The sequence below is a fragment of the Pseudomonas sp. 2 genome (genome assembly GCF_056627435.1).
The window spans coordinates 243,045-263,634 of the sequence record NZ_JBWXNG010000001.1 but is presented as its reverse complement, the minus strand read 5'-3'; the positions used below and the strand labels follow the sequence as shown (position 1 = coordinate 263,634).

Below are 20,590 nucleotides of genomic sequence, written 5' to 3'. Positions count from 1 at the left end.
GACAGATCCTTCTCTTGAACTCGCCATAGGACATGACGAAGGTCGATGATTATTCAATTAATGAATATTGAAAGGATCCTATATGCAATAAAGTCAGGTCGTCCAAGCACCTTTATGCATATTTTTAGAATGATTTGGGAGGTAAGGGCGGGCTTGATGTGCGCGTGCACGCACTGGGTTTGCCGCCTGGATACCCGTGGGCGCGTACGGAAAGGGAAGATGCACATATTGCAAATGACACAAAGTGTCATTATTATTTTTTGTGTCCTTGATGTGCTGGTTTGGCATTCAGGACGCAGCTTGTTGCCCCATTCCCGCAGCCATGTCATCCAGAGACCTGCCATGAACGTCCATTTCATTGTCCACGAATCCTTCGAAGCTCCCGGCGCTTATGAAACCTGGGTTCGAGATCGAGGCTTCAAGGCATGCTATTCCCGCGTCTACGCCAACGAGGCTCTGCCAGCGAATGCGGACAATATCGACGTGTTGGTTGTACTGGGCGGCCCGCAGGATCCGGGCACTACCGTGGAGCAGTGCGCGCATTTCGACGCGGCCGCCGAGTGCCGGCTGATTGCTCAGGCCGTCAACGCCGGCAAGGCTGTCGTGGGTGTGTGCCTGGGCTCGCAACTGATCGGCCAGGCGCTGGGCGCGAAATTCGGCCACAGCCCGGAAAAGGAAATCGGCAAATTCCCCATCCGCCTGACGGCAGACGGCAAGGCCAACAGCAAGGTCGCGCATTTTGGTGAGGTGCTTGAGGTCGGCCATTGGCACAACGACATGCCGGGCCTGACCCCTGAAGCCAAGGTGCTGGCGGTCAGTGAGGGCTGCCCCCGGCAGATCGTCGAATACAGCCCGCTGGTCTACGGATTCCAGTGCCACATGGAATTCACCCGCGAGGTCGTCGAGCTGCTGATCGCTGCGTCAGAGGCAGAACTCGCCACGCTGACCGATCGCCGCTTCGTACAGCAACCGGCCGCGCTGCGGGCGAACGACTGGGAGGAGATGAACCAGAAGCTGTTCGTGTTTCTCGACAAGCTGGTCGCCGAGTTTCGCTCGGCCAACGGCTGAGCCGCAGGCTTTTGCCGGGATGAGGTGTGAGATGACGACAAATGCTCCCAGCGCTACCCAGACCCTGCATGATCGCCACGGCCAGTGGGCAACGGCTGAAACGGTGGAGGATTTTCAGCGCAATCTGGCTGCTGTGCGCGCCCGCATCGCTGCGAGCTGCCAGCGTGTCGGCCGTGATTCGGGTGAGGTCCGCCTGTTGCCCGTCAGCAAGACCGTGGATGAAGCGCACCTGCGCCTGGCCTACGCGGCCGGGTGCAGGACGCTGGGCGAGAACAAGGTCCAGGAGGCTTGTGGCAAATGGGAAGCCCTGTCCGATCTAGCAGACCTTCAATGGTCGGTGATCGGGCATCTGCAAACCAACAAGGCCAAACTCGTGGCACGGTTCGCCTCAGAGTTTCAGGCACTGGACAGCGTGCGCCTGGCACAGGCCCTCGATCGGCGGCTGCAGATCGAAGGGCGTTCGCTGGAGGTCTTCGTGCAGGTCAATACCTCCGGTGAGCCGAGCAAGTACGGCCTCCCACCGCAGGAAGTGGCGGCATTTCTCAAGCTCCTGCCGCAGTTCTCGTCGCTGCGTGTGCGCGGCCTGATGACCCTGGCCGTGCTCTCGGCCGAACCCCGGCGCGTGCGTCAGTGTTTTGCGCTGCTGCGTACCCTGCGCGACCAACTGCAGCAAGACGCCCCGGCCGCTGTCAGCCTGACGCAATTGTCCATGGGCATGTCAGGTGACTTCGAGATCGCGGTGGAGGAAGGCGCCACGGTGGTCCGGGTCGGCCAGGCGATTTTTGGCGCCCGCGCAACGCCGGATTCCTTTTACTGGCCGGCTGAATCCCGGCAAGACTGATCGAGAGATGATAGATGTCGACCTACCGCCTGATCGTGCAACACCACCAGAAATTGCTTGGCCATTTCGAGTCCAGTACCCCTTGGGCCAGCGAGGCCATCGATGAACTCGTCGCCCGCCTGCCGGCCAGTGAAGGCTTTGAGCTTCAGCTACTGGTGGCCAGTGATGAGCGACGCTTGATCGAGGCCAGTGCTGCCGGCATTCGGGTGCTGGGGCGTGAGCCGGTGTTCACAGAGCTTGCGATGGAGGGCCGGTCCGCAGTCACGACTTGATCCGTTTAACTCAACTCGCCCTCGATGATGATCATTTCCCGCCGATAGGCGCGCAGCGCGAACACTTTGGCTTCGGCATAGGCCGGGTCGTCATAGCACGCTTTCGCCTGGGCGTAGCTGGGAAACTCGACAGCCAGTACGCGGCTCGTGCCGTTGCTTTCCAGCAGCGCGTCGGCGGCCAGGACCTTGAGTTTCGCCTGATACTTTTCGGCGATCGGGGCCCACAGTCGGCCGTATTCCTGCTGGGCGTCGGCGTCAATGACGTCGTAGCCGAAAACGATCCAGTAACCTTTCATGCTGATTTCCCTTGGCTGATGAGGTTTGTGTTGCCTGAAAGCTCGTTCGCGAATGAATTCGCTCCTACAGAGGATTGGCGTTTGTCGCGATCCAACGGTGTTGCGCGGTCCTGTAGGAGCGAATTCATTCGCGAATACGGTAGAGCAGGCGCCGCATAAACACTTCGCTGTGCAGTCGAGCGCAGTGGTTTATTTTTCCGATACAAGCTGCGGCTGCCTGCCCCGTGGCGCGATGTTGACCATCAACAGGCCCGCCAGCGACAGGATAGACCCGCCGATGAAACCGTCGGTGACCGATTCGTCCAGCAGCCACACGCCCATCAGCACGCCAAACAGCGGCGTCATGAACGCCATGACGCCCAGCCGCGCCGCCAGGTAGCGCCGGAGCATCCAGAACCAGATCAGGTAACTGGCAAACGATACCGCCAGGGTCTGGAAGATCAGGCTGGCCCAGACGATGCCGTCGAACGTGGCCGTATCGGCTTGTCCATTCAACAGGGCAACAGGCGATAGCACCAGGGTCGCGCCCATGAGCTGGTAGTACAGGGTCTGGGTAGCCGGCGCATCGCTGAGTTTGCTGGAACGTACCGCCACCGTGGTGAGGCCCCAGGCCGCGCCCGCGCACAGTCCCAGGGCATCGCCCAGCAACTGTTGAGTCAATGCGGGCTGGCCGGCTTTGCTCCCGGCCAGGAAGGTGACAGCGATCCCGGCGAAGGCCAGCCCGACGCCAGCCCATTGTCGGGCGCCAAGCCGCTCTTCCGGCAGTCGGACATGCAAACCCACCGCTGCAAACAGCGGCGCCGTATAGAGGAACACTGCCATGTGGGAGGCCGTGGTCCAGCGCAGCCCTTGGGCAATGAACACAAACTCCGCCGCGAACAGCGAGCCGACCACCACACCGGCGCGACACCAGAGCCCCGGGAGCCAGGTGTCGCGGGCGATGAATCGCGCAAAAAGCCACACCAGCGCGGCAGCGATTGCCGAGCGCAGCGCCACCTGCAACATCGGGTCGACGCTGTGTACGATCGCCTTGATCGCCACCTGCTGCGCGCCCCAGATCAGGCACAGGGTGATCATCATCGCGGTTGCCGCCGCATCCACGGGTTTTCTCGCTGACACTGCACGTTGTCCTGGCTGATGTGATTTAGCGATTGTCTCGGCGCGACCGGCGCGTTACAAATCATCTCTTCTGCCTCTATGGAAGAGAAAAACTGCGCCATGCGACCCGACACCCCGCTCAAGGCCATCGCCTGCTTCGATGCCGTCATGCGCACCGGCAGCGCCAAGCTCGCCGCCCAATCGATGTTCGTCACCCCCGGTGCGGTGGGGCAGCAAATTCGCAAGCTGGAAGACTGGCTGGGCGTGCCGCTGTTCGTGCGCAGCGTGCGCAAGTTGCAACCCACCGAGGAGGCGCTGCGCTACTGGCAGCAGATCAAGCCCGCACTGGCACAGATCGACGACACCCACGCCAGCCTGCTGGGCAGGTTCGCCTTCGACGTCTCACTGAGCCTGCCCCCGGCGTTCGCCAGCACCTGGTTCGCCCGGCGCATGCCCGACCTGATGCAATGTCTGCCGGACTTGCAGCTGCACCTGAACGCCAACGCAGACGCCGTCGATTTTCGGACCGACGCCTATGACCTCGCCGTCCGCCACTTCGATGGCAAGGACAAAACCCTGCACAGCCGGCTGTTGCTGCGCGATGAAGCCAGGGTCTTCTGCAGCCCGCAGTATCGGGATCGCCTGCAGCTCTTCGCGCTGCAGGACCTGCAGCGCGCAACCTTCATCCACACCACCGCCCACGCCAACTGGTCCCGCTGGTTGGCACAATCCGGTGCCTCGGTCAGCAGCAAGACCGGCGGCTTGCGCTTCGACCAGTCCGAACTTGCCATCGACGCCGCCAGGCGAGGGCAGGGGCTGGTGCTGACCAGCCCCTGGCTGATCGAGGACGATCTGCAGCAGGGGCGGCTGGTCGAGCCGTTCGACTGCGCGCTGCCGGTGGGCAAGGGCTATTACGTTGTGTATGGGCAGGACAAGGCGCTGAATGCGGGGGCGAAGGCGTTGTATGAGTGGTTTTTCGAGGTGGGGCCCGCTCTTGATCCAAAGCAGGCGGTGGATGACGCGCAGTTGCCGTGATGCCGAGGCCTCCCATTGTGCCCACTACCTCGAGGCGGACGATGATGTCTGCCGACGCAGATTGCACCTTCGCAACCATCGCGCTGAACATGAATTTGCTGCGACGGATGCAGCGTTCGATCTGATCACCCGCTACTTCCGCGCCCCCGATGAGGCTGAGGGGCTGCAGATCAGAATTCACCGCCCGTAACGGGTGTTGGTCCTTTCGGAATGCAGGCAACCCACTATTTTCTGGTGCAACTGTTAGAGGCGACATCTGCATCCTGGCCGGGCGCTTCTGCATTGGACAGCAGTCGAATCACCGCGCGGCACCTCCCGTCATGACGATCCAGGAACGCCTCGTAATCCTTGCCTGCTTCGGGCGTAAAGACGCGATTGGAAGGCACGCAGACGACTTGCTCGGTGACCATTTTCAATGTGACCACGGAGGGCGCGCCTGCGGGTATGACGACCTCTGAATAGGACTCGCCGTAGCTCAGATGCTCGCTTTTCCATGACGTCGGCATGCCTATGCTGCGCCTGGTGTGCTGCCCCAAGGTCGAATTGAGCTTGTCGGCGACGGAGTAACCATAGGCAAAGAGTGGCTCCTTGCTCGACGTACAGTCTTGTCCCGGATTGATTGCGACGGGCAAACCGTTGTTGCCGAAAAGCCGGATACGAGCGGAGGTGGTTTGATCGTATGGCTGATCTTGCAAAGGCTGCTCGTGGTGAGTGGTGCCACAGGCACTCAACATCAGGGCAGCGAGGAGGGGGAATGAACCTTTCTTCAATTGAAACTCCTGGATTCAGCGATCAGACGCTTATCGGCAATGTCTTGAAAAGCTGAATGTTTCTGCCGGTGAAAGTGGAGGGTGGCGTTGAGTCAGCGCCTGGGGAGAGGAGGTGGGTTTGTTGCCGTCAGGTGGAAGGCTTGTAAGCAGGCCGCGCATGCGTGGCTGGCTCGGGTGTTCCAGAGGCTTCCAGACATGGTCGGTTGGTAAAGGGGCGCGCTCAAATGACGAAGGGTAGGTATCGGTCGATTCCTGCCCTTCGCGAATGTCTGCTTTGGGTCGACCTGCCAAGACGTAATCCGTGCACCGATCAAGCCGAATACAGATGAAGGGTCAGTGGCAATGTAAACGAGGAGGGGCAAGTGGAATGCAGTGCTCCGGCAGCCGGGGGAGCGCAGCAGTTGGCTCCCGCGACCTTACAGTGAGAGCGGTTTACCGAGGGTGACACTCGCCATCGCTCCAGGCGGCCTTGTCCAGTGGCGTCAGCCCTGGAATCACAAAGGCCGTGCAGGCAAACTTGCGGCCGCGGGCGGTGGTGGCGTCGTAGCTCAGCTTCTGACCACCCAGCGCGTTCTTTTCGGCGTACTGAACGTTGGTGACTGTGATTTCATCGGAGGATGCCAGGCCCAGGGTCTTGGCGGTGGCGGTCTGCATTTCGGTCATGTTGACCTGTGCCGAGCCGCAAGCGGACAGTAATACGCTCGCCCCTGCAATGGCCAGAGCGCGCAATTTCCATGTAGTCATGTTCAATCTCCATCCCAAAGTAAAATCACGTGCGGGCGCACGGGAAATATCGACGTGTTGTTATTGATTTTTTGATAAGAATCGACAGGAAGTGATGTCCCGACAGGCGTCGAGGCAGAGACGATAGGGGCATTGGGCGGGCATCGCAACACTGAATGGATCCAATAAGCGTGATCCCGTTCTCAAATTTGAAACGGTTGGTGGCACTTTAATGTTAAATATGATTGTGCACGATGGTCGTCCAACTGTGTTCAATACCGTTCAAGCCGCACCGAACACCATCGTCCAGTAAAGGCCCAGATCGCTGCGGGTAATGGTGGCGCACACCGCAACGATCTGGGTGAACATCGAGTTCATCAGATTGGCGTGGGTGGCGGTGCCGGACCTTCCGCCAGATATCACCCCCATTGCACGCGATTGCTGGCATCGCGTCAGTGATGCCACAATGCCGCGCCAAGCCTTGCGCTAAACGATAAGCTCGATTCACGGACCCTCCACTATGCCCAGCCTCCGTAGCTGCTCCAACGCGCCAGGTTTGCCGGGGCGGCTGCGTCGACTGCTGTGTTTCGTGCTGCTTTCGGCCCAGGCGGCGTGGGCGAGCCCGGCCACCCAACAGAATGGCGTCGTACAGGTGGTTGATGTACAGCTGCGCTGGAAACATCAGTTTCAGTTCGCGGGCTATTACGCCGCCATCGCGCAAGGCTATTACCGCGATGAAGGGTTGGAGGTGCGCCTGCACGAGGGCGGTCCCAATATCACCCCGGTTGAAGAGGTGCTGTCCGGGCGCGCCCAATATGCCGAAGCCAACAGCGAATTGCTGTACTCACGCTTGCATGGAAAGCCCCTGGTCGCGCTTGCGGTGATTTTTCAGCATTCCCCCTCTGTGCTGCTGGCTCGCACCGACAAAGGGGTGCGCACCGTGCATGACCTGATCGACAAGCCGGTGATGCTGATGGATGCACAGACCGATGCGGACTTTCTGGCGATGTTCCGCAGCGAGGGGATACCCCTCGAAAAACTGCAACTGCTGCCCAGCAGTTATCAGATCGGGGATCTGGCTGACGGCAAGGTGACGGCCTTCAACTCCTACCTGACCAACGAGCCCTTCTATTTGCAAGAGCGCGGTGTGGACTACAACGTGATCTCGCCCGTCACCTACGGGATCGACTTCTACAGCGACATCCTGTTCACCACCCAAGCCGAGATTGATGAGCATCCCCAAAGGGTCGAGGCCTTCCGCCGCGCCACGCTGCGTGGCTGGCGCTACGCGATGGACAACCCCGAGAAAATCATCGACCTGCTGCTCAACCAGTATTCGGTAGAAAAAAGCCGCGCGCATCTGGAGTTTGAAGCTCAAGCCATGCGGCCACTGGTGCAATCCGACTTGATCGAGATCGGTCACATGAATCCGGGGCGCTGGCAACGCATGGCGGAGACTTTCCTCGAACTGGGCATGGTCAACAGCCTCGACGGTCTGGAAAACTTCATCTACGATCCCAACCCGCCACAGCTCGTCGAGCGGCTGCGCAAGACGATTGTCCTGATCAGTATTGGCGGCGTGCTTGTCCTGATGTTCACGCTGGTGCTGTTGAACGCCCAGCGCCATCTGCGTAACGAGATCAAGTTACGCAAACTCGCTGAAGAGGAAGTCCGCAAGCTGGCCTTTTATGACAGCCTGAGCGGCTTGCCCAATCGCAATAGTTTCATTCCCTTCGTCAGCCAGAAGCTGCTCGGCGCCAAGAGTCGTGGAGAGCATTTGGCCCTGTGCTATATCGACCTGAACAACTTCAAGCAGATCAACGATTGTCATGGCCACCAGGCGGGCGATGCTGTTCTGGTCCATGTGGCCTCGGCCATCAAATCCCATATTCGCGAATTCGAAATCGCCGCGCGCATGGGGGGTGACGAGTTTGTCTTGCTGCTCGACGGCGCGCATCACAAACACGATATCCAGCGCATCACCCAGGACATCTGCAAGGCTGTCGAGCAGCCCATGCAGTGGAAGGACACCCAGATCAAGGTCAGCGCCAGCCTGGGTGTGGCCTGGTATCCGGAAGATGGTGAACTGCTCGACGAACTGATGTTCAAGGCCGATACCGCCATGTTCGAAAGCAAAGCCAGGAACACTGCGCAGGCCTGAGAGGAGGGGGGGATGGGGAGGGATGCCGATATTCCCGGACTTTTGCATGGGTCTTTTATCTTCTGGCGTTCGCCTATGAATCCGATCACGCCAACTCGCTTTCCGATGCCGAGCGCTAACGTTCGATGCAGCCTTACACCGGTCAGTGCCTGGGTGTTGAGTAAAAGCGGCAAGAGCCAGCTGCAGACCACGGAGACTCAGGTAGGGAGTGAGCTGCAGGCTGGCAACGATACGGTCGCCATCGCCGCAACCGAGAACGTCACCATCAGCTCGGCGGCAGACGAAGAACAGACAAGCGCGCCCGGCCTGGTTATCAGGCCAGACCCCCCCCAGTCGTCAGGCACCCCCCAAATCACCCCGCCCCAACCACCGTCCAGCCCTTGCCCTGGCTCGACGACGCCTTGTCACCCGCCATGCACACGCCGACTTGCAGGCGTTTCATTTTTGCCAGCACCTGGGGGCTCAGCGCCTGGCCGTACAGCTGCGAGAGTTGTGCGCCGCGGGCGATGGATTCCTGATAGTTGCGGTTGGCGATGGCTTCGCAGCTGTCGATGTCGCTCTTGAATGTCGCCTGCTGCAGGGCGCCGGCAACGCCCGCTTTCTCGAAGCGCGTGCCTTCGTAGCTTTGGCGGGCGTAGTCGATGTTGGCGGTGGGGTTGGTGCTGCTGGAACTGGTGCTGGAGTTGGACGGTGCCGAGGCGCATCCGCCCAGGGTGAGAAAAGCCAGGGCGGTGATGAGGCGGGTCTTGGGCATGAGTCTTCCTTGGGTGTCGAGAGCGTGTTTAACCTGTCGCTGCTATCGGCCCAAGGAGTGGATCTCTTGAGGACATTTCTGCAGACCCCGGCGCCGGGTGTCGCATGCGCCGGGCTCCAGCGGCTCAACCGGGCAGCGACACCAGCTCGATCTGCGCGCCCCACGGCGCCTGAATGTACATCCACTGCACGCCGTCCGGGTTGGTGATCGGCTCGTTCAGAATCTTCAGGCCACGGGCCTTGATCACTGCCAGGCTGTGGGCCATGTCGGCGGTTTTCAGTGCGAAGTGGCTGACGCCGATGTCGTCGCCATGAGGCGACTGCCCGTTGAGGTCGGCCCCGCGATACTGGAACAGCTCGACCTTGGCGCCGCCATTGAGTTGCAGCATGACGAAGCGCTGCAGCTCGCTGCTTTGATGCCAGTTGAACTGGGTTTTCCATTCGGCGGGGATCTTGCCCGGCTGAATGTCGGAGATGATTTTGGCGCCGGTCAGGTCGGAGAAGAAGTGGATCGCGGCGTCGATGTCCGGCACGTTCATGCCGACGTGGTCGATCAGCGAAACCTGCAGCGCATCGGCGGCAGCGGGCGCGACCGGGGTGTTGGGGGTTGCGGCCTGGGCCAGTGAGGCCAGGGTGACAGACAGTGCCATCAGGGTCATTTTCACGATTTTCATGGGGTACTTTCCAATACAGGTGGGGATGGCAAGCAGCCTGAGCGGCTGCTTGCCTGCCAGTCAGATCTGCGCCTGGCCGCCATCGACGAACAGTTCGGCGCCGTTGACGAAGCTGGCATCGCTGGAGGCCAGGAACAGCGCAGCCTTGGCAATTTCTTCCGGTTCACCGACGCGGCCCAGCGGCACTTGCGAGGCCAGGTAATCGAGCAGGCCTTGCTGTTGCGCAGCGTCAGGGCCGGCGAGGTCGACCAGGCCCGGGGTGCGGGTGGCGCCGGGGCTGATGGTGTTGACCCGGACGTTGCGGTCTTTCAGGTCCAGAATCCAGTTGCGGGCGAAGGCACGTACGGCGGCCTTGGAAGCGGCGTAGACGCTGAACGCTGGCGTACCGGAGCTGCCTGCGGTGGAGCCGGTGAGGATCACCGAAGCGTTTTGCGCCAGCAGGGGCAGGGCCTGTTGCACGGTGAACAGCGTGCCTTTGACGTTGCGGTCGAAGGTGTCGTAGTAGTGCGCTTCGGTGATCTGGCCCAGGGGCAGCATCGAGCCACCGCCGGCGTTGGCGAACAGGACGTCGATGCGGCCCTGTTCGGCTTTGACGCGCTCATAAAAGGCGTTGAGTTGCTCCAGTTTCGAGGAGTCGACCTGCACGCCGGTGGCGTTGCCGATCTGTGCCACGGCGGCGTCCAGTTCAGCCTGACGGCGGCCGGTGATGTAGACGGTGGCGCCTTCGCTGGCGAAGAGTTTGGCGGTGGCCAGGCCGATGCCGCTGGTGCCGCCGGTGACGATTGCGATTTTGCCTTCGAGTTTACCGTTCATAGTGTTTCTCCAAGTGTGGGGTAGTGCGTTCAGTGGGTTGTTTGCTGCGATGGGAGAATCGTATCGACGGTCGGCAAAATTCAAAATAGAATTGTCCGAAACTCATCGTTGCAGAAATGAAATGAACAAACTTCCGGATTTCGAAGGGCTGGCGATGTTCGCCAAGGTGGCAGAAGAGGGATCGTTCGCGGCAGCAGCGCGGGTGATGGGCGTATCGGTGCCGACGGTGTCGCGGGCGGTGGCCAGGCTCGAGGAACGCTTGGGCGGGCGGCTGTTCAATCGCACCTCGCGGCAACTGTCGCTGACCGAGTTCGGCCAGAGCATGGCGGGCAAGGCCGGTGACATCTATCGTCAGGCCGAGGAAGTCGAGGGCGAGGCCATGGAGTTGTCGGTGCAGCCCCGTGGCCAGGTAAGGCTGGCGATTCCGATGTCTTTCGGGCTGCGCTGGGTGGCGCCATTGATGCCGAAGCTGATTCGCCGGTATCCCGAGTTGTCTGTGGACCTGCATCTGTCCGATGCCTCGGTGGACCTGATCGCCGACGGTTTTGACGCAGCCTTGCGCATCGCCGCGCTGCCTGATTCGTCACTGGTGGCCCGAAGGCTGTGTGCGGTCACTCAGTTTCTGGTGGCGTCGCCGGCCTATATCGCGCAGTTCGGCCGCCCGCAGCACCCCCGGGATCTGGCCAATGTGCCGTGCCTGAGTTACGCCTACCGCGCCCGCACCCAGGTGTGGCGCTTCACCCATGAAACCGGCGTTGAGGAGGATGTGGTGCCGAGCGGGCCGATGCGCGTGACCAATTCCGACGCGATGATCCCGGTGCTGCTCGAAGGGCTGGCGATCTCCGAACTGCCTGAGTTCATCGCCAGCGAGTACCTGGCCGATGGCCGACTGGAGCGGATCCTGCCCGAGTGGAGCATGACCCGCGGCGGGCTGTACTTCGTGACGCCGTCAGCGAGAACCCGGCCAGTGAAGATCAAGGCGTTGTCGGATTTCTTCCATGAACACTTGTCCGATCCTGCCTGGCGCTGGAATGGATAGACGAGTTCCGTGCCTGCTTACAAAAATGAAACGATGGTTTTCAGCCTTTGCCATTTTGAAGAACAAAGGCGTTGGTTAACGTGGGCATCCGTGACCGGCAATCCATGCCGCGTACCCATCCCACAGGACCTTCGCCATGAAAAACGCCGTACAACTGTTCCAGGACTACCTGGACGCCATTCAGGATCCCCGCGCCGCCGCTCGACTCTTCGCCGACGACGGTGCGCTGGAGATTCCTTACCTCAAATCCCTGGGCATTCCCGACCGCGCTCAAGGGCCGGAGCAGATCGAGGTCTTTATCTCATCGCTGCTGAAAAAGGTGCCGGACTTCAAGTTCCGCTGTATCCGCTTCCTCATCGACACCCCTGACCAGGCTTTCGCCGAGTACGACGTCGAGGCGCTGGTGCCGGCGACCGGGCGGATCTACCAGCAATCCTATGCCGGGCGCCTGGTGGCCCGGGACGGCAAGATCCAGCTGCTGCGCGAGTCGATGAACACTCTGGCGGCGGCAACCGCCTTCGCGCCGCGCGACCCGGCGTGATCGCCATGCCAGCTGGCTAACCCAATCCGCTTGATTGTTTGCCTAATCCTCCGGGAATCGGCGTGGCCGATGGGAAACCTTTCGGCGGCAGACTAAAGTCGTTGAACAGAAGCGCTTGACCACGACCCTGGCCCCCTGTGCCGGGCGTCGTCGTTGACCCTGAAAAGTTGCCCCTGAAAAAACAACATCGGCGCACCGGGCGTGTCCGATGTCAGGGCTTGCGCTCAAGGCAGCAATGTACTGCCACAGCTGTTCATAAAAAATATCGACTAACCGATGATGGGCGGGTGAACCATGGAACTGCGAATCAACCAGAAGACCTATCAGGTCGATGCCGACGCTGATACCCCGTTGTTGTGGGTCATCCGCGATGATCTGGGCATGACCGGCACCAAATACGGCTGCGGCCTGGCGCAATGTGGCGCCTGCTCGGTGCTGGTGGACGGCAACGTCGTGCGCTCCTGCGTCACGCCGGTGGCCGGTGTGGTGGGGCGCGACGTCACCACCATCGAAGCGATCGAGGCGGACGAGGTCGGCAAACGGGTGGTACGCACCTGGGTCGATCTGCAGGTCGCCCAATGCGGTTATTGCCAGTCCGGGCAGGTGATGGCCGCCACCGCGCTGCTCAAGCACAATCCCAAACCCAGCGACGCGCAGATCCAGGCCGCGATGGTCAACCTGTGCCGCTGCGGGACCTACAACGCGATTCATGCCGCCGTGCATGAGCTGGCGCAGGGGGAAGCCTGATGAACGCGCCATTTGAATCCCTCGAAGCGCTGTTCGCGCGGCCGCAGGCCTTCCCCATCAACCTCTCGCGCCGTCGCTTTCTGACCGGCACCGCCATCGGCGCCCTGGTGCTGGGCTTTGGCCTGCCGTTGGGCTCGACCCGGGTACAGGCCGCTGCCGGCGCGACCGCTGAGCGGGGCACGCAGATCCCGGCGTTTCTGGAAATCCATCCGGACAACACCGTGCACCTGCGCTGCCCGTTCATGGAAGGCGGGCAGGGCACTTTTACCGCCATGGCGCAGATCATCGGCGAAGAACTGGATATCGATCCTGCCAGCTTTACTGTCGAAGCCGCGCCACCGGGCGAGGCCTACGTGGTCATGGAAAACGGCCTGCGCATCACCGGCGGCAGCATGTCGGTGCGCATGAGCTATCCGACCATGCGCCGGCTGGGTGCGCTGGCCCGGGCCATGATGCTACAGGCAGGCAGCGAACAACTCGGCGTGCCGGTGAGCGAACTGACCACCGAGCCCGGCAAGGTGGTGCACGCGGCTTCCGGACGCTCCGTCGCCTACGGCGAACTGGCCGAGCGGGCCATGGACCTGCCGGTGCCGGACCCGGCCAGCGTGCAGTTGCGCGATCCGGCTCAATTCCGCTGGATCGGCAAGCCGGTCAAACGCCTCGACGCCTACGACAAATCCACCGGCAAGGCGCTGTACAGCATCGATCTGAAGGTCGACGGCATGCTGCATGCGGCTGTTCAGCATGCGCCGCGTCTGGGCATGACGGTGGGCAATCTGCGCAACGAGGATCAGGTCAAGGCCATGAAGGGCGTGCACTCGGTGCATCGTTTGCCCGGCGCAGTGGCGGTGGTCGCCGAGCGCTGGTGGCACGCCAAGCGCGCGGTGGAAGCGGTTCAAGTCGACTGGCTGGAAGCGGCGCCGGACAGCAAGCTGCGCATCATGCCGGCGGACTTTTCCAGCGACGCCTGGCTCAAGCGCCTGGCCGCAGAGAAGGGCCCGGCACGGGACGACGAAAACGAAGGCGACATCGCCAAGAGCCTGGCCAGTGCCAAGACCCGGATCGACGCGACCTACCACAACCAGTACCTGAATCACGCCCAGCTGGAACCGCCATCGGCGCTGGCGCGCTTCAGCGAAGACGGCTCACTGGAGATCTGGCTGCCCAATCAGGCGCCGGACATGTTCCGCGCCGATATCGCCAAACGCACCGGCCTGGACCCCGAGCGCATCACCCTGCATTCGCCCTTGCTGGGCGGGTTTTTCGGCCGGCACTTCCTGTACGAATCGGCCAACCCCTATCCCCAGGCCATCGAACTGGCCAAGGCGGTGGGGCAACCGGTCAAGGTGATCTGGACCCGCGAAGAAGAGTTCGTCCGCGATGTGTTGCGGCCCGTCGCGGCAGTGAATTTCCGCGGGGCGCTGGACAACGATGGCTGGCCGGTTGCAATCGAAGCGGTCAGTGCCACTGAAGGCCCGACCGAGGCGCTGGCGGGCAAGCAAAGCGACAAGCTCGACCCGACCGCGCTGGAAGGATTGGCGGGCAAGTCTTACGCCATCCCCAACAAGCGCATCGCGCAGATCTACGTCAAAGGCCCGGCCATGCTCGGCTACTGGCGTTCGGTGGGCAATTCGCTGAACGACTTCTTCTACGAGTCCTTCCTCGATGAGTTGGCCGACAAGGGCGGCAAGGACCCGTTCGAGCTGCGCCTGCATCTGCTGCGCGACAACAAGCGGCTGACCACGCTGCTCAATGCCGTGGGCGAGTTGTCCGGCGGCTGGAAGCGCGGGCCGTTCACCGCTGAAGACGGCAGCAAGCGTGCCCGTGGCGTGGCCATGGCTTCGCCCTTCGGCACGCAGACGGCGGTGATCGCCGAGGTATCCATCGAGAACGGTGAGGTGAGGGTGCACGACATCTGGCAGGCGATCGACCCGGGCAGCATCGTCAACCCGGCGATCGTCGAGGCGCAGGTCAACGGTGCCGTGGCGCTGGGCTTGTCGCAGACGCTGGTGGAAGAAGCGGTGTGGATTGACGGCAAGCCCCGTGCGCGCAATTACGATCTGTACCCGATCCTGCCACCTGCGCGCATGGCGCGGGTGCATGTAAAGGTGGTCGAGAGTGGCGAAAAAATGGGTGGGGTGGGTGAACCGCCGCTGCCTGCCGTGGCGCCTGCGGTGGCCAATGCCGTAGCGGCGTTGACCGGGCAGCGGGTGCGCAGCCTGCCATTGAGCCGACACTCTTTCACCTGACCTGCACGGGAACCGTTTTTTATGAGCAACAGCCGATTTGCAAGAACCGCCGGCTGGTTGGCCGTGCCGTGCCTGATCGTGGCCGGCCTGCTGGCCTGGTATGTCACCCGCGAGCCTGCCTCGCCGTTTGCCGAACAACAAAGCGCCGATACCGACCAGGCGCTGGTCAGCCGTGGCGAATACGTCGCCCGGCTCAGCGATTGCGTTGCCTGCCACAGCGTGCCGGGCGGCGCGCCGTTCGCCGGCGGCCTGGAAATGGCCACGCCCTTGGGGGCGATTCACGCCACCAACATCACCCCGGATCGCGACACCGGGATTGGCGGCTACAGCCTGGCCGACTTCGACCGCGCCGTACGCCATGGCGTGGCGCCGGGCGGGCGGCGGCTGTATCCGGCGATGCCATATCCGTCCTACGTGAAACTCAGCGACGACGACGTGAAGGCGCTGTATGCCTTCTTCATGAAAGGCGTGGCGCCGGTGAAACAGGCCAACATCGCCAGCGCGATCCCCTGGCCGCTGAACCTGCGCTGGCCCATCGCGCTGTGGAACGGCGTGTTTGTCGACAATGGGCCGTACGCTGCCAAGGCCGGGCAGGATCCGTTGTGGAATCGTGGCGCCTATATCGTCCAGGGGCCGGGGCATTGCGGCAGTTGCCACACGCCGCGCGGGCTGGCGTTCAACGAGAAGGCGCTGGATGAAAAGGGCACGCCGTTCCTCGCCGGCGCCTTGCTCGACGGCTGGTACGCGCCGAGCCTGCGCAACGACCACAACACCGGCCTTGGGCGCTGGAGCGAGCCGGAGATCGTGCAGTTCCTCAAGACCGGGCGCAACCGCCACGCGGTGGTGTTCGGCTCGATGACCGAGGCGTTCAACAACTCCACGCAGTTCATGAGCGATGAAGACCTGACCGCCATCGCCCGCTACCTGAAGTCACTGCCCGGCGATCCCGCACGCGATGGCGCGGCCTGGCAGTACCAGGCGGTGTCGGCGGCTGACCGACTGGACACACCCGGTGCCCACACCTACGTGACCCGTTGCGCGTCCTGCCACGGGCTGGACGGCAAGGGCCAGGCCGAGTGGATGCCGCCGCTGGCAGGCGCGACCTCTGCGCTGGCCGCTGAAAATGCTTCGGCGATCAACATCACCCTCAATGGCTCGCAGCGGGTGGTCACGGCCGGGGTGCCGGATGCCTACCGCATGCCGGCGTTTCGCGAGCAGCTGTCGGACCAGCAGATCGCCGAGGTACTGAGTTTCGTGCGCAGCACCTGGGGCAATCGCAGTTCAGCGGTGGACGCGCAGGCGGTGGGCAAGTTGCGTGAGCACACCGACCCGGCCAGCCCGACACCGATCATCCTGCACATGCGCTAAGGGGACGACTGATGGAAAGCATCGATCTGTTGGTGTTGCGCAGCGCCCGGGACTGGCTGGCGGCGGGTGAGCGCGTGTTGCTCGCCACCGTGGCCCGCACCTGGGGATCATCGCCACGCCCGGTGGGTTCGATGATGGCGCTGCGCAGCGACGGGCGGGTGGTCGGCAGCGTTTCTGGCGGCTGCATCGAGGACGACCTGATCCATCGCTACACCACCGCCTACGGCGGCAGCGGCCTGCAAGACGGCCTCCCGCAGGTGGTGCGCTATGGCGTCAGCGCCGACGAGGCCCATCGCTTCGGTTTGCCCTGTGGCGGCACCCTGGAGTTGATCCTCGAATTCAGCCCGGACTGGCGTGTCATCGACGAGCTGCTGGCATTGCTCGACAGCGGTCGGCTGGTACGTCGTCGCCTGCACCTGCCGAGCAACCGGGTCAGCCTCGAACCCACGGCAACCCCCGAGCAGTTCGCCTTCGATGGCGAGCAGATGCTCAGCACGTTGGGGCCGGGCTTTCGCTTGCTGATGATCGGAGCCGGGGCATTGGCCGAGTACCTGGCGACCATGGCGCTGTTCAACGGCTTCAAGGTCGCGGTGTGCGATCCGCGTCCCGAATACCTGCAGACCTGGTCGGTCCCCGGCGTGGAGCGGATCAGCGGCATGCCCGATGACGTGGTGCGGGATTTTGCCGTGGACCTGCGCACCTGCATCGTTGCCTTGAGCCACGACCCCAAACTGGACGACCTCGCCCTGCTCGAAGCGCTGCACAGCCCGGCGTTCTACATCGGCGCCATCGGCTCGCGGCGCAACAGTGAGTCACGCCGCGAGCGCCTGATCGAACATTTCGGCGAGACCAGAACCTCCCTGGCCCGGCTGCGCGGCCCGATCGGCATCTACATCGGCAGCAAGACCCCGGCCGAGATCGCGGTCAGCGTGATGGCGGAAATTCTTGCGGCGAAAAATGGCATCGCTTTGGCCAGCGAGATTCGCGTCGGTCCGGCCAAACATGCCCTGGAAAAAACCGCCTGAATTAACCCGCGCTGGTGTGCAGGGCCATTGCCGGGCGCGCCGGGTAGGGTGAGTCGACGGGCAGGTGAATCTGGATCAAGGCCACCAACTGGGTGATCTGATAAACGCAGTCGGTCATCACGTGCAGGCCGTTGTAGTCGCCGTGGATCACCGCCTGATCCATCAGCGGCTTGGACTGCACGGCGAACTTCATCAGTTCGTGGGTGTAGTGGCTGACGCGCTCGATGGCGCTGGCGAAGTCCGGGTCATGGTCGGGCGCATCCTGACCCGGGCGCAAGGCCTGGATCAGCCGCCGCTGAAATGACGCGACGCCGCCCATGTCGCGGATTCGCTCATCGAGAAAATCCGAACAGTGAGCAGTGGCATTGCCGATCCGGTGGAACAGTTCGCGCAGGTCGACGAAGCTGACATTGCGCAGCTTGAGCTGCAGGCGACAGACTTCCTGATTCAGCCGCAGGGCGACCATCAGGTGCTGACGCAGCAGGGCGATCAGCGCGGGCCGGCCCTGAAACAGCGTCGAATCCGAGGCCGCGGCCGGGGCGTCAGGCTGGAGAAATGCAGGGGTGGGGCGGCGGTTTTCCTGGCTGTTCATGACGAGCTGCCCTCGTGATCGGAGTGAGCATTGATCTGAATCGCGTTGAGGCAAACGTTAATCCAGATCGCCGCGCCGCTCACTCCTACCTGAAGACAGCCGACCTATACCTTGGTGTGCTCCGTCGCACCCCAAGCGGTATCAGCCCGGGGCGTCGGTCAGTGATGGCTGATCACAGCGCCCGACTCGCCAGCATCGCCCGCCAGGTCGTTACTGACGTTGCGCCCCAGCACCAGCACGGTGACCAGGCCGCAACCGACCAGCGCAGTGGCCAGGCTCATCAGCACGGCGCTGCCCATCTGGTCGACGATCTGCCCGCCGAAGAACGAGCCCAGGGCGATGATGACCTGGAACATCGCCACGAACAGCGGCATGCCGCGTTCGACGTCCTTGGGTGCGACCACGAACATCCAGATGCTGGCACAGGCCGGGAATGCGCCGAAGGCGAAGCCCCAGAGGGCGATCAGCATCGCGGCGCCGGTCAGGCCGGTGGCGTAGTAGGGGAACAGCACGGTGCTGACGCCGATCATCAACGCCACCAGCATCAGGGTGTGGCGCACGCTGCGGTTGGCGGCAAAGCCGGCGAACATATTGCCGAACACGCCAGCGATGCCGTAGAGCAACAGCAGCGAGCCAATGGTCGGGCCGTCGAAACCGGCGCTGTGCTTGAAGAACGGTGCGACGTAGGTGTACGCGGCGAAGTGCGCCAGACCGATCAGCAAGACGGCGATCAGGCCGACCCGGGCTTGCGGGTTGATGAACAGGGCGGGCAGGTCGCGGACTTGAATGGCTTTGTCCGGGTTCAGCCGTGGCAGCAGGAAGAGCTGCGCCAGCAGCACCGGCACGCCGACCAGCGCGGTCACCATGAAGGTCATGCGCCAGCCCATCAGTTCGCTCAGCCAGGTGCCGACGGGCACCCCGAGTACCGTGGCCAAGGTCACGCCCGCCATGATGATCGACGTCGCCTGGGCAACGCTCACCCCTCGCGGCGCCAGCCGGCCGCTCAGGGCAATGGCCGTGGCCCAGAAGCCGCCGATGCTGATGCCCAGCAGCACGCGCCCCAACAGCAACAGGCTGAAGTCAGTGGCGAAGGACACCACCAGGTTGGCGACTATCATGATCAGCGTCAGGCCGGTCAGCAGGTAGCGACGGTCCATGGCGCCGATGCCCACCGACAGCAAGGGCGCGGCGAGGGCGGCCATGATGCCGGGCAGGGTCACCATCAGGCCGGCATGGCCGGCGCTGATGCCCAGGTCGCGGGCGACGTCGTTGAGCACGCCCACCGGGAGAAATTCGCTGGTCACTAGGGCGAAGGCGCCGACGGCAACGGAAAGAATCGCCAGCCATTGCTGTTTGACGTTCTGCTGATCATGCTCGGGACGGCCATGAGAGGCCTGATTGGCGCTTGGCATAAGCTTGGGTTCCAAGTAAGGGCGTCGCCTGTACACAGGTGTGTTCGAGGCGCGAGAGCGAGGGAGAATTCGGGGCGATTGTAGGAGCCGGTCTCAGAGGGCCGACAGGCGAGGCGTTCGATAGTAATTATCAGCAGGAATGATAAAAGACGCTGGATGGCGCGTTCCAGACGCTTCTGCCAAGGCTTCAGGCGTGACTCATTGCAGCCATTTGTTCTGGATCGCCGCGTAGGTGCCGTCCTGGCGGATGCGCGCCAGTTCCGCGCGCAGACGCTCCACCAGCGCATCGGCCGTGCCCGGGCTTGCGGCCATGTACAGGCCGTTCTCGCTCGACAGCTCCGGCAGCGGCAACGAGCGGACCATCATGGTCGCCGGGTCATCGCCGTTCTTGCGCATCAGGTTGATGGCGTTGAGCTCGTTGGAGATCCACAGCTCGACGTGGTCGACCTTGAGCTTGCGGTAGTTGTTCTCATAGGTGCTGCTCGATTGCAGTTCCTTGCCCACCTGAAAGCCGTGAGCGATCAGGTACTGCTCACCGACGTCCTGATTGACCGTGGCGATGTGGTAACGCCGGGCATCGTCCAGCGAGCTCAGCTGGATGGGGCGGTCGGCAAGGCTGAACATGTACCAGCGGGTGGGCGCGATGGCGCCAATCCACTTGAACAGATGCTCGCGCTCTGCGGTTCTGGCGATGGAGTAGATCAGCACGTTGTCGTTGTGCATCGCCAGGTCATAGGCGCGGGCCCAGGGCAGCACTTCGATGCGCGCTTTGACCCCGGCACGCTGCATCACGGTCTGTACGATCTCGGTGCTCAGGCCGGTCACCTGGCCGTTCTCGGTCATGTTGTAGGGCGGCAGTTCTTCGGTGACGACGCGCAAAGTGTCGGCTGCAGCGGCGGGCCCGGCATCAGAAGCCAAAACAGCATCGACCGCGACGCACATCAAGAGGGCCACGCACCAGTGTCTGAATCGGGCTGTCATGCTGCACCTCTCATTGCGCCGTCTCCTGCAGGGGAGGCGAGGCTACATTGAACATCGGGTGAGTGCTTTTCTTTTTTAGGCGCGCGCAGGCGCTGCGGGTTCCTGATATTTCGCGCCTCTGAATGTCAGTGC

Annotated in this window: 22 protein-coding genes and 1 pseudogene; 12 read left to right on the top strand and 11 right to left on the bottom strand. The window is 62.6% G+C overall.

The window, feature by feature from the left end; translation table 11 throughout:
- Positions 1 to 342 precede the first annotated feature (342 nt).
- Genes AC1MEK_RS01220 through AC1MEK_RS01210 form a run of 3 tightly spaced genes read left to right on the top strand, consistent with a single transcriptional unit; the run spans position 343 to position 2,181 of the window.
- Complete coding sequence (locus AC1MEK_RS01220) at positions 343 to 1,068, top strand: type 1 glutamine amidotransferase (protein ID WP_480394433.1); 726 nt, start codon at positions 343 to 345, stop codon at positions 1,066 to 1,068.
- Positions 1,069 to 1,099: 31 nt separating this feature from the next.
- Positions 1,100 to 1,909: a YggS family pyridoxal phosphate-dependent enzyme gene (locus AC1MEK_RS01215; protein ID WP_480394432.1), complete on the top strand. Its 810-nt coding sequence runs from the start codon at positions 1,100 to 1,102 to the stop codon at positions 1,907 to 1,909.
- 14 nt (positions 1,910 to 1,923) lie between these two features.
- Positions 1,924 to 2,181, top strand: coding sequence for a cytoplasmic protein (locus tag AC1MEK_RS01210; protein ID WP_480394431.1), 258 nt, complete (start codon positions 1,924 to 1,926; stop codon positions 2,179 to 2,181).
- 5 nt (positions 2,182 to 2,186) lie between these two features.
- On the opposite strand, the gene AC1MEK_RS01205 is transcribed toward AC1MEK_RS01210, so the two are convergent.
- Together AC1MEK_RS01205 and AC1MEK_RS01200 are read right to left on the bottom strand one after the other, a co-directional pair.
- On the bottom strand, positions 2,187 to 2,477 hold the full coding sequence (locus AC1MEK_RS01205) for a DUF1330 domain-containing protein (protein ID WP_480394430.1): 291 nt from the start codon (positions 2,475 to 2,477) through the stop codon (positions 2,187 to 2,189).
- A gap of 189 nt (positions 2,478 to 2,666) precedes the next feature.
- A complete protein-coding gene (locus tag AC1MEK_RS01200; protein WP_480394429.1) occupies positions 2,667 to 3,596 on the bottom strand; it encodes a DMT family transporter in 930 nt (309 codons plus the stop codon).
- Between the two features lie 99 nt (positions 3,597 to 3,695).
- Here AC1MEK_RS01200 and AC1MEK_RS01195 point away from each other — a divergent pair, with 99 nt between their 5' ends.
- Both AC1MEK_RS01195 and AC1MEK_RS01190 read left to right on the top strand, forming a co-directional pair.
- The gene (locus AC1MEK_RS01195) at positions 3,696 to 4,610 is read left to right on the top strand and encodes a LysR substrate-binding domain-containing protein (protein WP_480394428.1); all 915 of its coding nucleotides are present in this window, start codon (positions 3,696 to 3,698) and stop codon (positions 4,608 to 4,610) included.
- A gap of 7 nt (positions 4,611 to 4,617) precedes the next feature.
- Positions 4,618 to 4,800: pseudogene (locus AC1MEK_RS01190) on the top strand (ATP-binding protein); the annotation flags it as partial.
- A gap of 34 nt (positions 4,801 to 4,834) precedes the next feature.
- Here the strand turns inward: AC1MEK_RS01190 and AC1MEK_RS01185 are convergent.
- From AC1MEK_RS01185 to AC1MEK_RS01175, 3 genes are all read right to left on the bottom strand, one after another.
- Positions 4,835 to 5,380 (bottom strand): hypothetical protein, encoded by a 546-nt coding sequence (locus AC1MEK_RS01185; RefSeq protein WP_480394427.1) that lies wholly within the window; start codon positions 5,378 to 5,380, stop codon positions 4,835 to 4,837.
- A 432-nt stretch (positions 5,381 to 5,812) separates the two neighbouring features.
- Positions 5,813 to 6,124, bottom strand: a complete 312-nt coding sequence (locus AC1MEK_RS01180) for a hypothetical protein (RefSeq protein WP_480394426.1) — start codon at positions 6,122 to 6,124, stop codon at positions 5,813 to 5,815.
- Positions 6,125 to 6,385: 261 nt separating this feature from the next.
- Positions 6,386 to 6,532, bottom strand: a complete 147-nt coding sequence (locus tag AC1MEK_RS01175) for a hypothetical protein (protein ID WP_480394425.1) — start codon at positions 6,530 to 6,532, stop codon at positions 6,386 to 6,388.
- Positions 6,533 to 6,623: 91 nt separating this feature from the next.
- Between AC1MEK_RS01175 and AC1MEK_RS01170 the strand changes: the two genes are divergently transcribed.
- Entirely contained in the window at positions 6,624 to 8,264 is a 1,641-nt protein-coding gene (locus AC1MEK_RS01170; protein WP_480394424.1) for an ABC transporter substrate-binding protein, read from the top strand.
- A gap of 352 nt (positions 8,265 to 8,616) precedes the next feature.
- Here AC1MEK_RS01170 and AC1MEK_RS01165 read toward each other — a convergent pair whose 3' ends face one another.
- The 3 genes from AC1MEK_RS01165 to AC1MEK_RS01155 all read right to left on the bottom strand — a co-directional run bounded on the left by AC1MEK_RS01165 (position 8,617) and on the right by AC1MEK_RS01155 (position 10,504).
- Positions 8,617 to 9,018, bottom strand: coding sequence for a hypothetical protein (locus AC1MEK_RS01165; protein WP_480394423.1), 402 nt, complete (start codon positions 9,016 to 9,018; stop codon positions 8,617 to 8,619).
- Positions 9,019 to 9,142: 124 nt separating this feature from the next.
- The gene (locus AC1MEK_RS01160; protein WP_480394422.1) at positions 9,143 to 9,691 is read right to left on the bottom strand and encodes a VOC family protein; all 549 of its coding nucleotides are present in this window, start codon (positions 9,689 to 9,691) and stop codon (positions 9,143 to 9,145) included.
- Between the two features lie 60 nt (positions 9,692 to 9,751).
- On the bottom strand, positions 9,752 to 10,504 hold the full coding sequence (locus AC1MEK_RS01155) for an SDR family NAD(P)-dependent oxidoreductase (RefSeq protein WP_480394421.1): 753 nt from the start codon (positions 10,502 to 10,504) through the stop codon (positions 9,752 to 9,754).
- A gap of 121 nt (positions 10,505 to 10,625) precedes the next feature.
- On the opposite strand from AC1MEK_RS01155, the gene AC1MEK_RS01150 reads away from it, so the two are divergent.
- The 6 genes from AC1MEK_RS01150 (at position 10,626) to AC1MEK_RS01125 (ending at position 17,473) form a co-directional block, all read left to right on the top strand.
- Positions 10,626 to 11,543, top strand: a complete 918-nt coding sequence (locus AC1MEK_RS01150; RefSeq protein WP_480394420.1) for a LysR family transcriptional regulator — start codon at positions 10,626 to 10,628, stop codon at positions 11,541 to 11,543.
- 136 nt (positions 11,544 to 11,679) lie between these two features.
- Complete coding sequence (locus AC1MEK_RS01145; protein WP_480394419.1) at positions 11,680 to 12,084, top strand: nuclear transport factor 2 family protein; 405 nt, start codon at positions 11,680 to 11,682, stop codon at positions 12,082 to 12,084.
- Between the two features lie 294 nt (positions 12,085 to 12,378).
- Positions 12,379 to 12,831, top strand: a complete 453-nt coding sequence (locus AC1MEK_RS01140) for a (2Fe-2S)-binding protein (protein ID WP_480394418.1) — start codon at positions 12,379 to 12,381, stop codon at positions 12,829 to 12,831.
- The gene (locus AC1MEK_RS01135) at positions 12,831 to 15,080 is read left to right on the top strand and encodes a xanthine dehydrogenase family protein molybdopterin-binding subunit (protein ID WP_480394417.1); all 2,250 of its coding nucleotides are present in this window, start codon (positions 12,831 to 12,833) and stop codon (positions 15,078 to 15,080) included. The genes AC1MEK_RS01140 and AC1MEK_RS01135 overlap by 1 nt, the downstream gene beginning before the upstream one ends.
- 21 nt (positions 15,081 to 15,101) lie before the next feature.
- Complete coding sequence (locus tag AC1MEK_RS01130) at positions 15,102 to 16,448, top strand: c-type cytochrome (RefSeq protein ID WP_480394416.1); 1,347 nt, start codon at positions 15,102 to 15,104, stop codon at positions 16,446 to 16,448.
- A gap of 11 nt (positions 16,449 to 16,459) precedes the next feature.
- Entirely contained in the window at positions 16,460 to 17,473 is a 1,014-nt protein-coding gene (locus AC1MEK_RS01125; protein WP_480394415.1) for an XdhC family protein, read from the top strand.
- Between the two features lies 1 nt (position 17,474).
- Here the strand turns inward: AC1MEK_RS01125 and AC1MEK_RS01120 are convergent, their stop codons facing one another.
- The 3 genes from AC1MEK_RS01120 to AC1MEK_RS01110 all read right to left on the bottom strand — a co-directional run bounded on the left by AC1MEK_RS01120 (position 17,475) and on the right by AC1MEK_RS01110 (position 20,458).
- Positions 17,475 to 18,065 carry a hypothetical protein gene (locus AC1MEK_RS01120; RefSeq protein WP_480394414.1) on the bottom strand — a complete coding sequence of 197 codons (591 nt, stop codon included), beginning with the start codon at positions 18,063 to 18,065 and terminating at the stop codon, positions 17,475 to 17,477.
- Positions 18,066 to 18,223: 158 nt separating this feature from the next.
- Entirely contained in the window at positions 18,224 to 19,477 is a 1,254-nt protein-coding gene (locus AC1MEK_RS01115) for an MFS transporter (RefSeq protein WP_480394413.1), read from the bottom strand.
- A 198-nt stretch (positions 19,478 to 19,675) separates the two neighbouring features.
- Positions 19,676 to 20,458 carry a substrate-binding periplasmic protein gene (locus AC1MEK_RS01110; RefSeq protein WP_480394412.1) on the bottom strand — a complete coding sequence of 261 codons (783 nt, stop codon included), beginning with the start codon at positions 20,456 to 20,458 and terminating at the stop codon, positions 19,676 to 19,678.
- Positions 20,459 to 20,590 lie beyond the last annotated feature (132 nt).

Coding starts and splice junctions, on each gene's coding strand:
- AC1MEK_RS01120 (WP_480394414.1), bottom strand. CDS start 18,065: ATGAACAGCCAGGAAAACCGCCGCCCCACCCCTGCATTTCTCCAGCCT.
- AC1MEK_RS01165 (WP_480394423.1), bottom strand. CDS start 9,018: ATGCCCAAGACCCGCCTCATCACCGCCCTGGCTTTTCTCACCCTGGGC.
- AC1MEK_RS01205 (WP_480394430.1), bottom strand. CDS start 2,477: ATGAAAGGTTACTGGATCGTTTTCGGCTACGACGTCATTGACGCCGAC.
- AC1MEK_RS01220 (WP_480394433.1), top strand. CDS start 343: ATGAACGTCCATTTCATTGTCCACGAATCCTTCGAAGCTCCCGGCGCT.
- AC1MEK_RS01125 (WP_480394415.1), top strand. CDS start 16,460: ATGGAAAGCATCGATCTGTTGGTGTTGCGCAGCGCCCGGGACTGGCTG.
- AC1MEK_RS01195 (WP_480394428.1), top strand. CDS start 3,696: ATGCGACCCGACACCCCGCTCAAGGCCATCGCCTGCTTCGATGCCGTC.
- AC1MEK_RS01155 (WP_480394421.1), bottom strand. CDS start 10,504: ATGAACGGTAAACTCGAAGGCAAAATCGCAATCGTCACCGGCGGCACC.
- AC1MEK_RS01175 (WP_480394425.1), bottom strand. CDS start 6,532: ATGGGGGTGATATCTGGCGGAAGGTCCGGCACCGCCACCCACGCCAAT.
- AC1MEK_RS01110 (WP_480394412.1), bottom strand. CDS start 20,458: ATGACAGCCCGATTCAGACACTGGTGCGTGGCCCTCTTGATGTGCGTC.
- AC1MEK_RS01150 (WP_480394420.1), top strand. CDS start 10,626: ATGAACAAACTTCCGGATTTCGAAGGGCTGGCGATGTTCGCCAAGGTG.
- AC1MEK_RS01140 (WP_480394418.1), top strand. CDS start 12,379: ATGGAACTGCGAATCAACCAGAAGACCTATCAGGTCGATGCCGACGCT.
- AC1MEK_RS01115 (WP_480394413.1), bottom strand. CDS start 19,477: ATGCCAAGCGCCAATCAGGCCTCTCATGGCCGTCCCGAGCATGATCAG.
- AC1MEK_RS01170 (WP_480394424.1), top strand. CDS start 6,624: ATGCCCAGCCTCCGTAGCTGCTCCAACGCGCCAGGTTTGCCGGGGCGG.
- AC1MEK_RS01210 (WP_480394431.1), top strand. CDS start 1,924: ATGTCGACCTACCGCCTGATCGTGCAACACCACCAGAAATTGCTTGGC.
- AC1MEK_RS01215 (WP_480394432.1), top strand. CDS start 1,100: ATGACGACAAATGCTCCCAGCGCTACCCAGACCCTGCATGATCGCCAC.
- AC1MEK_RS01180 (WP_480394426.1), bottom strand. CDS start 6,124: ATGACTACATGGAAATTGCGCGCTCTGGCCATTGCAGGGGCGAGCGTA.
- AC1MEK_RS01160 (WP_480394422.1), bottom strand. CDS start 9,691: ATGAAAATCGTGAAAATGACCCTGATGGCACTGTCTGTCACCCTGGCC.
- AC1MEK_RS01145 (WP_480394419.1), top strand. CDS start 11,680: ATGAAAAACGCCGTACAACTGTTCCAGGACTACCTGGACGCCATTCAG.
- AC1MEK_RS01130 (WP_480394416.1), top strand. CDS start 15,102: ATGAGCAACAGCCGATTTGCAAGAACCGCCGGCTGGTTGGCCGTGCCG.
- AC1MEK_RS01135 (WP_480394417.1), top strand. CDS start 12,831: ATGAACGCGCCATTTGAATCCCTCGAAGCGCTGTTCGCGCGGCCGCAG.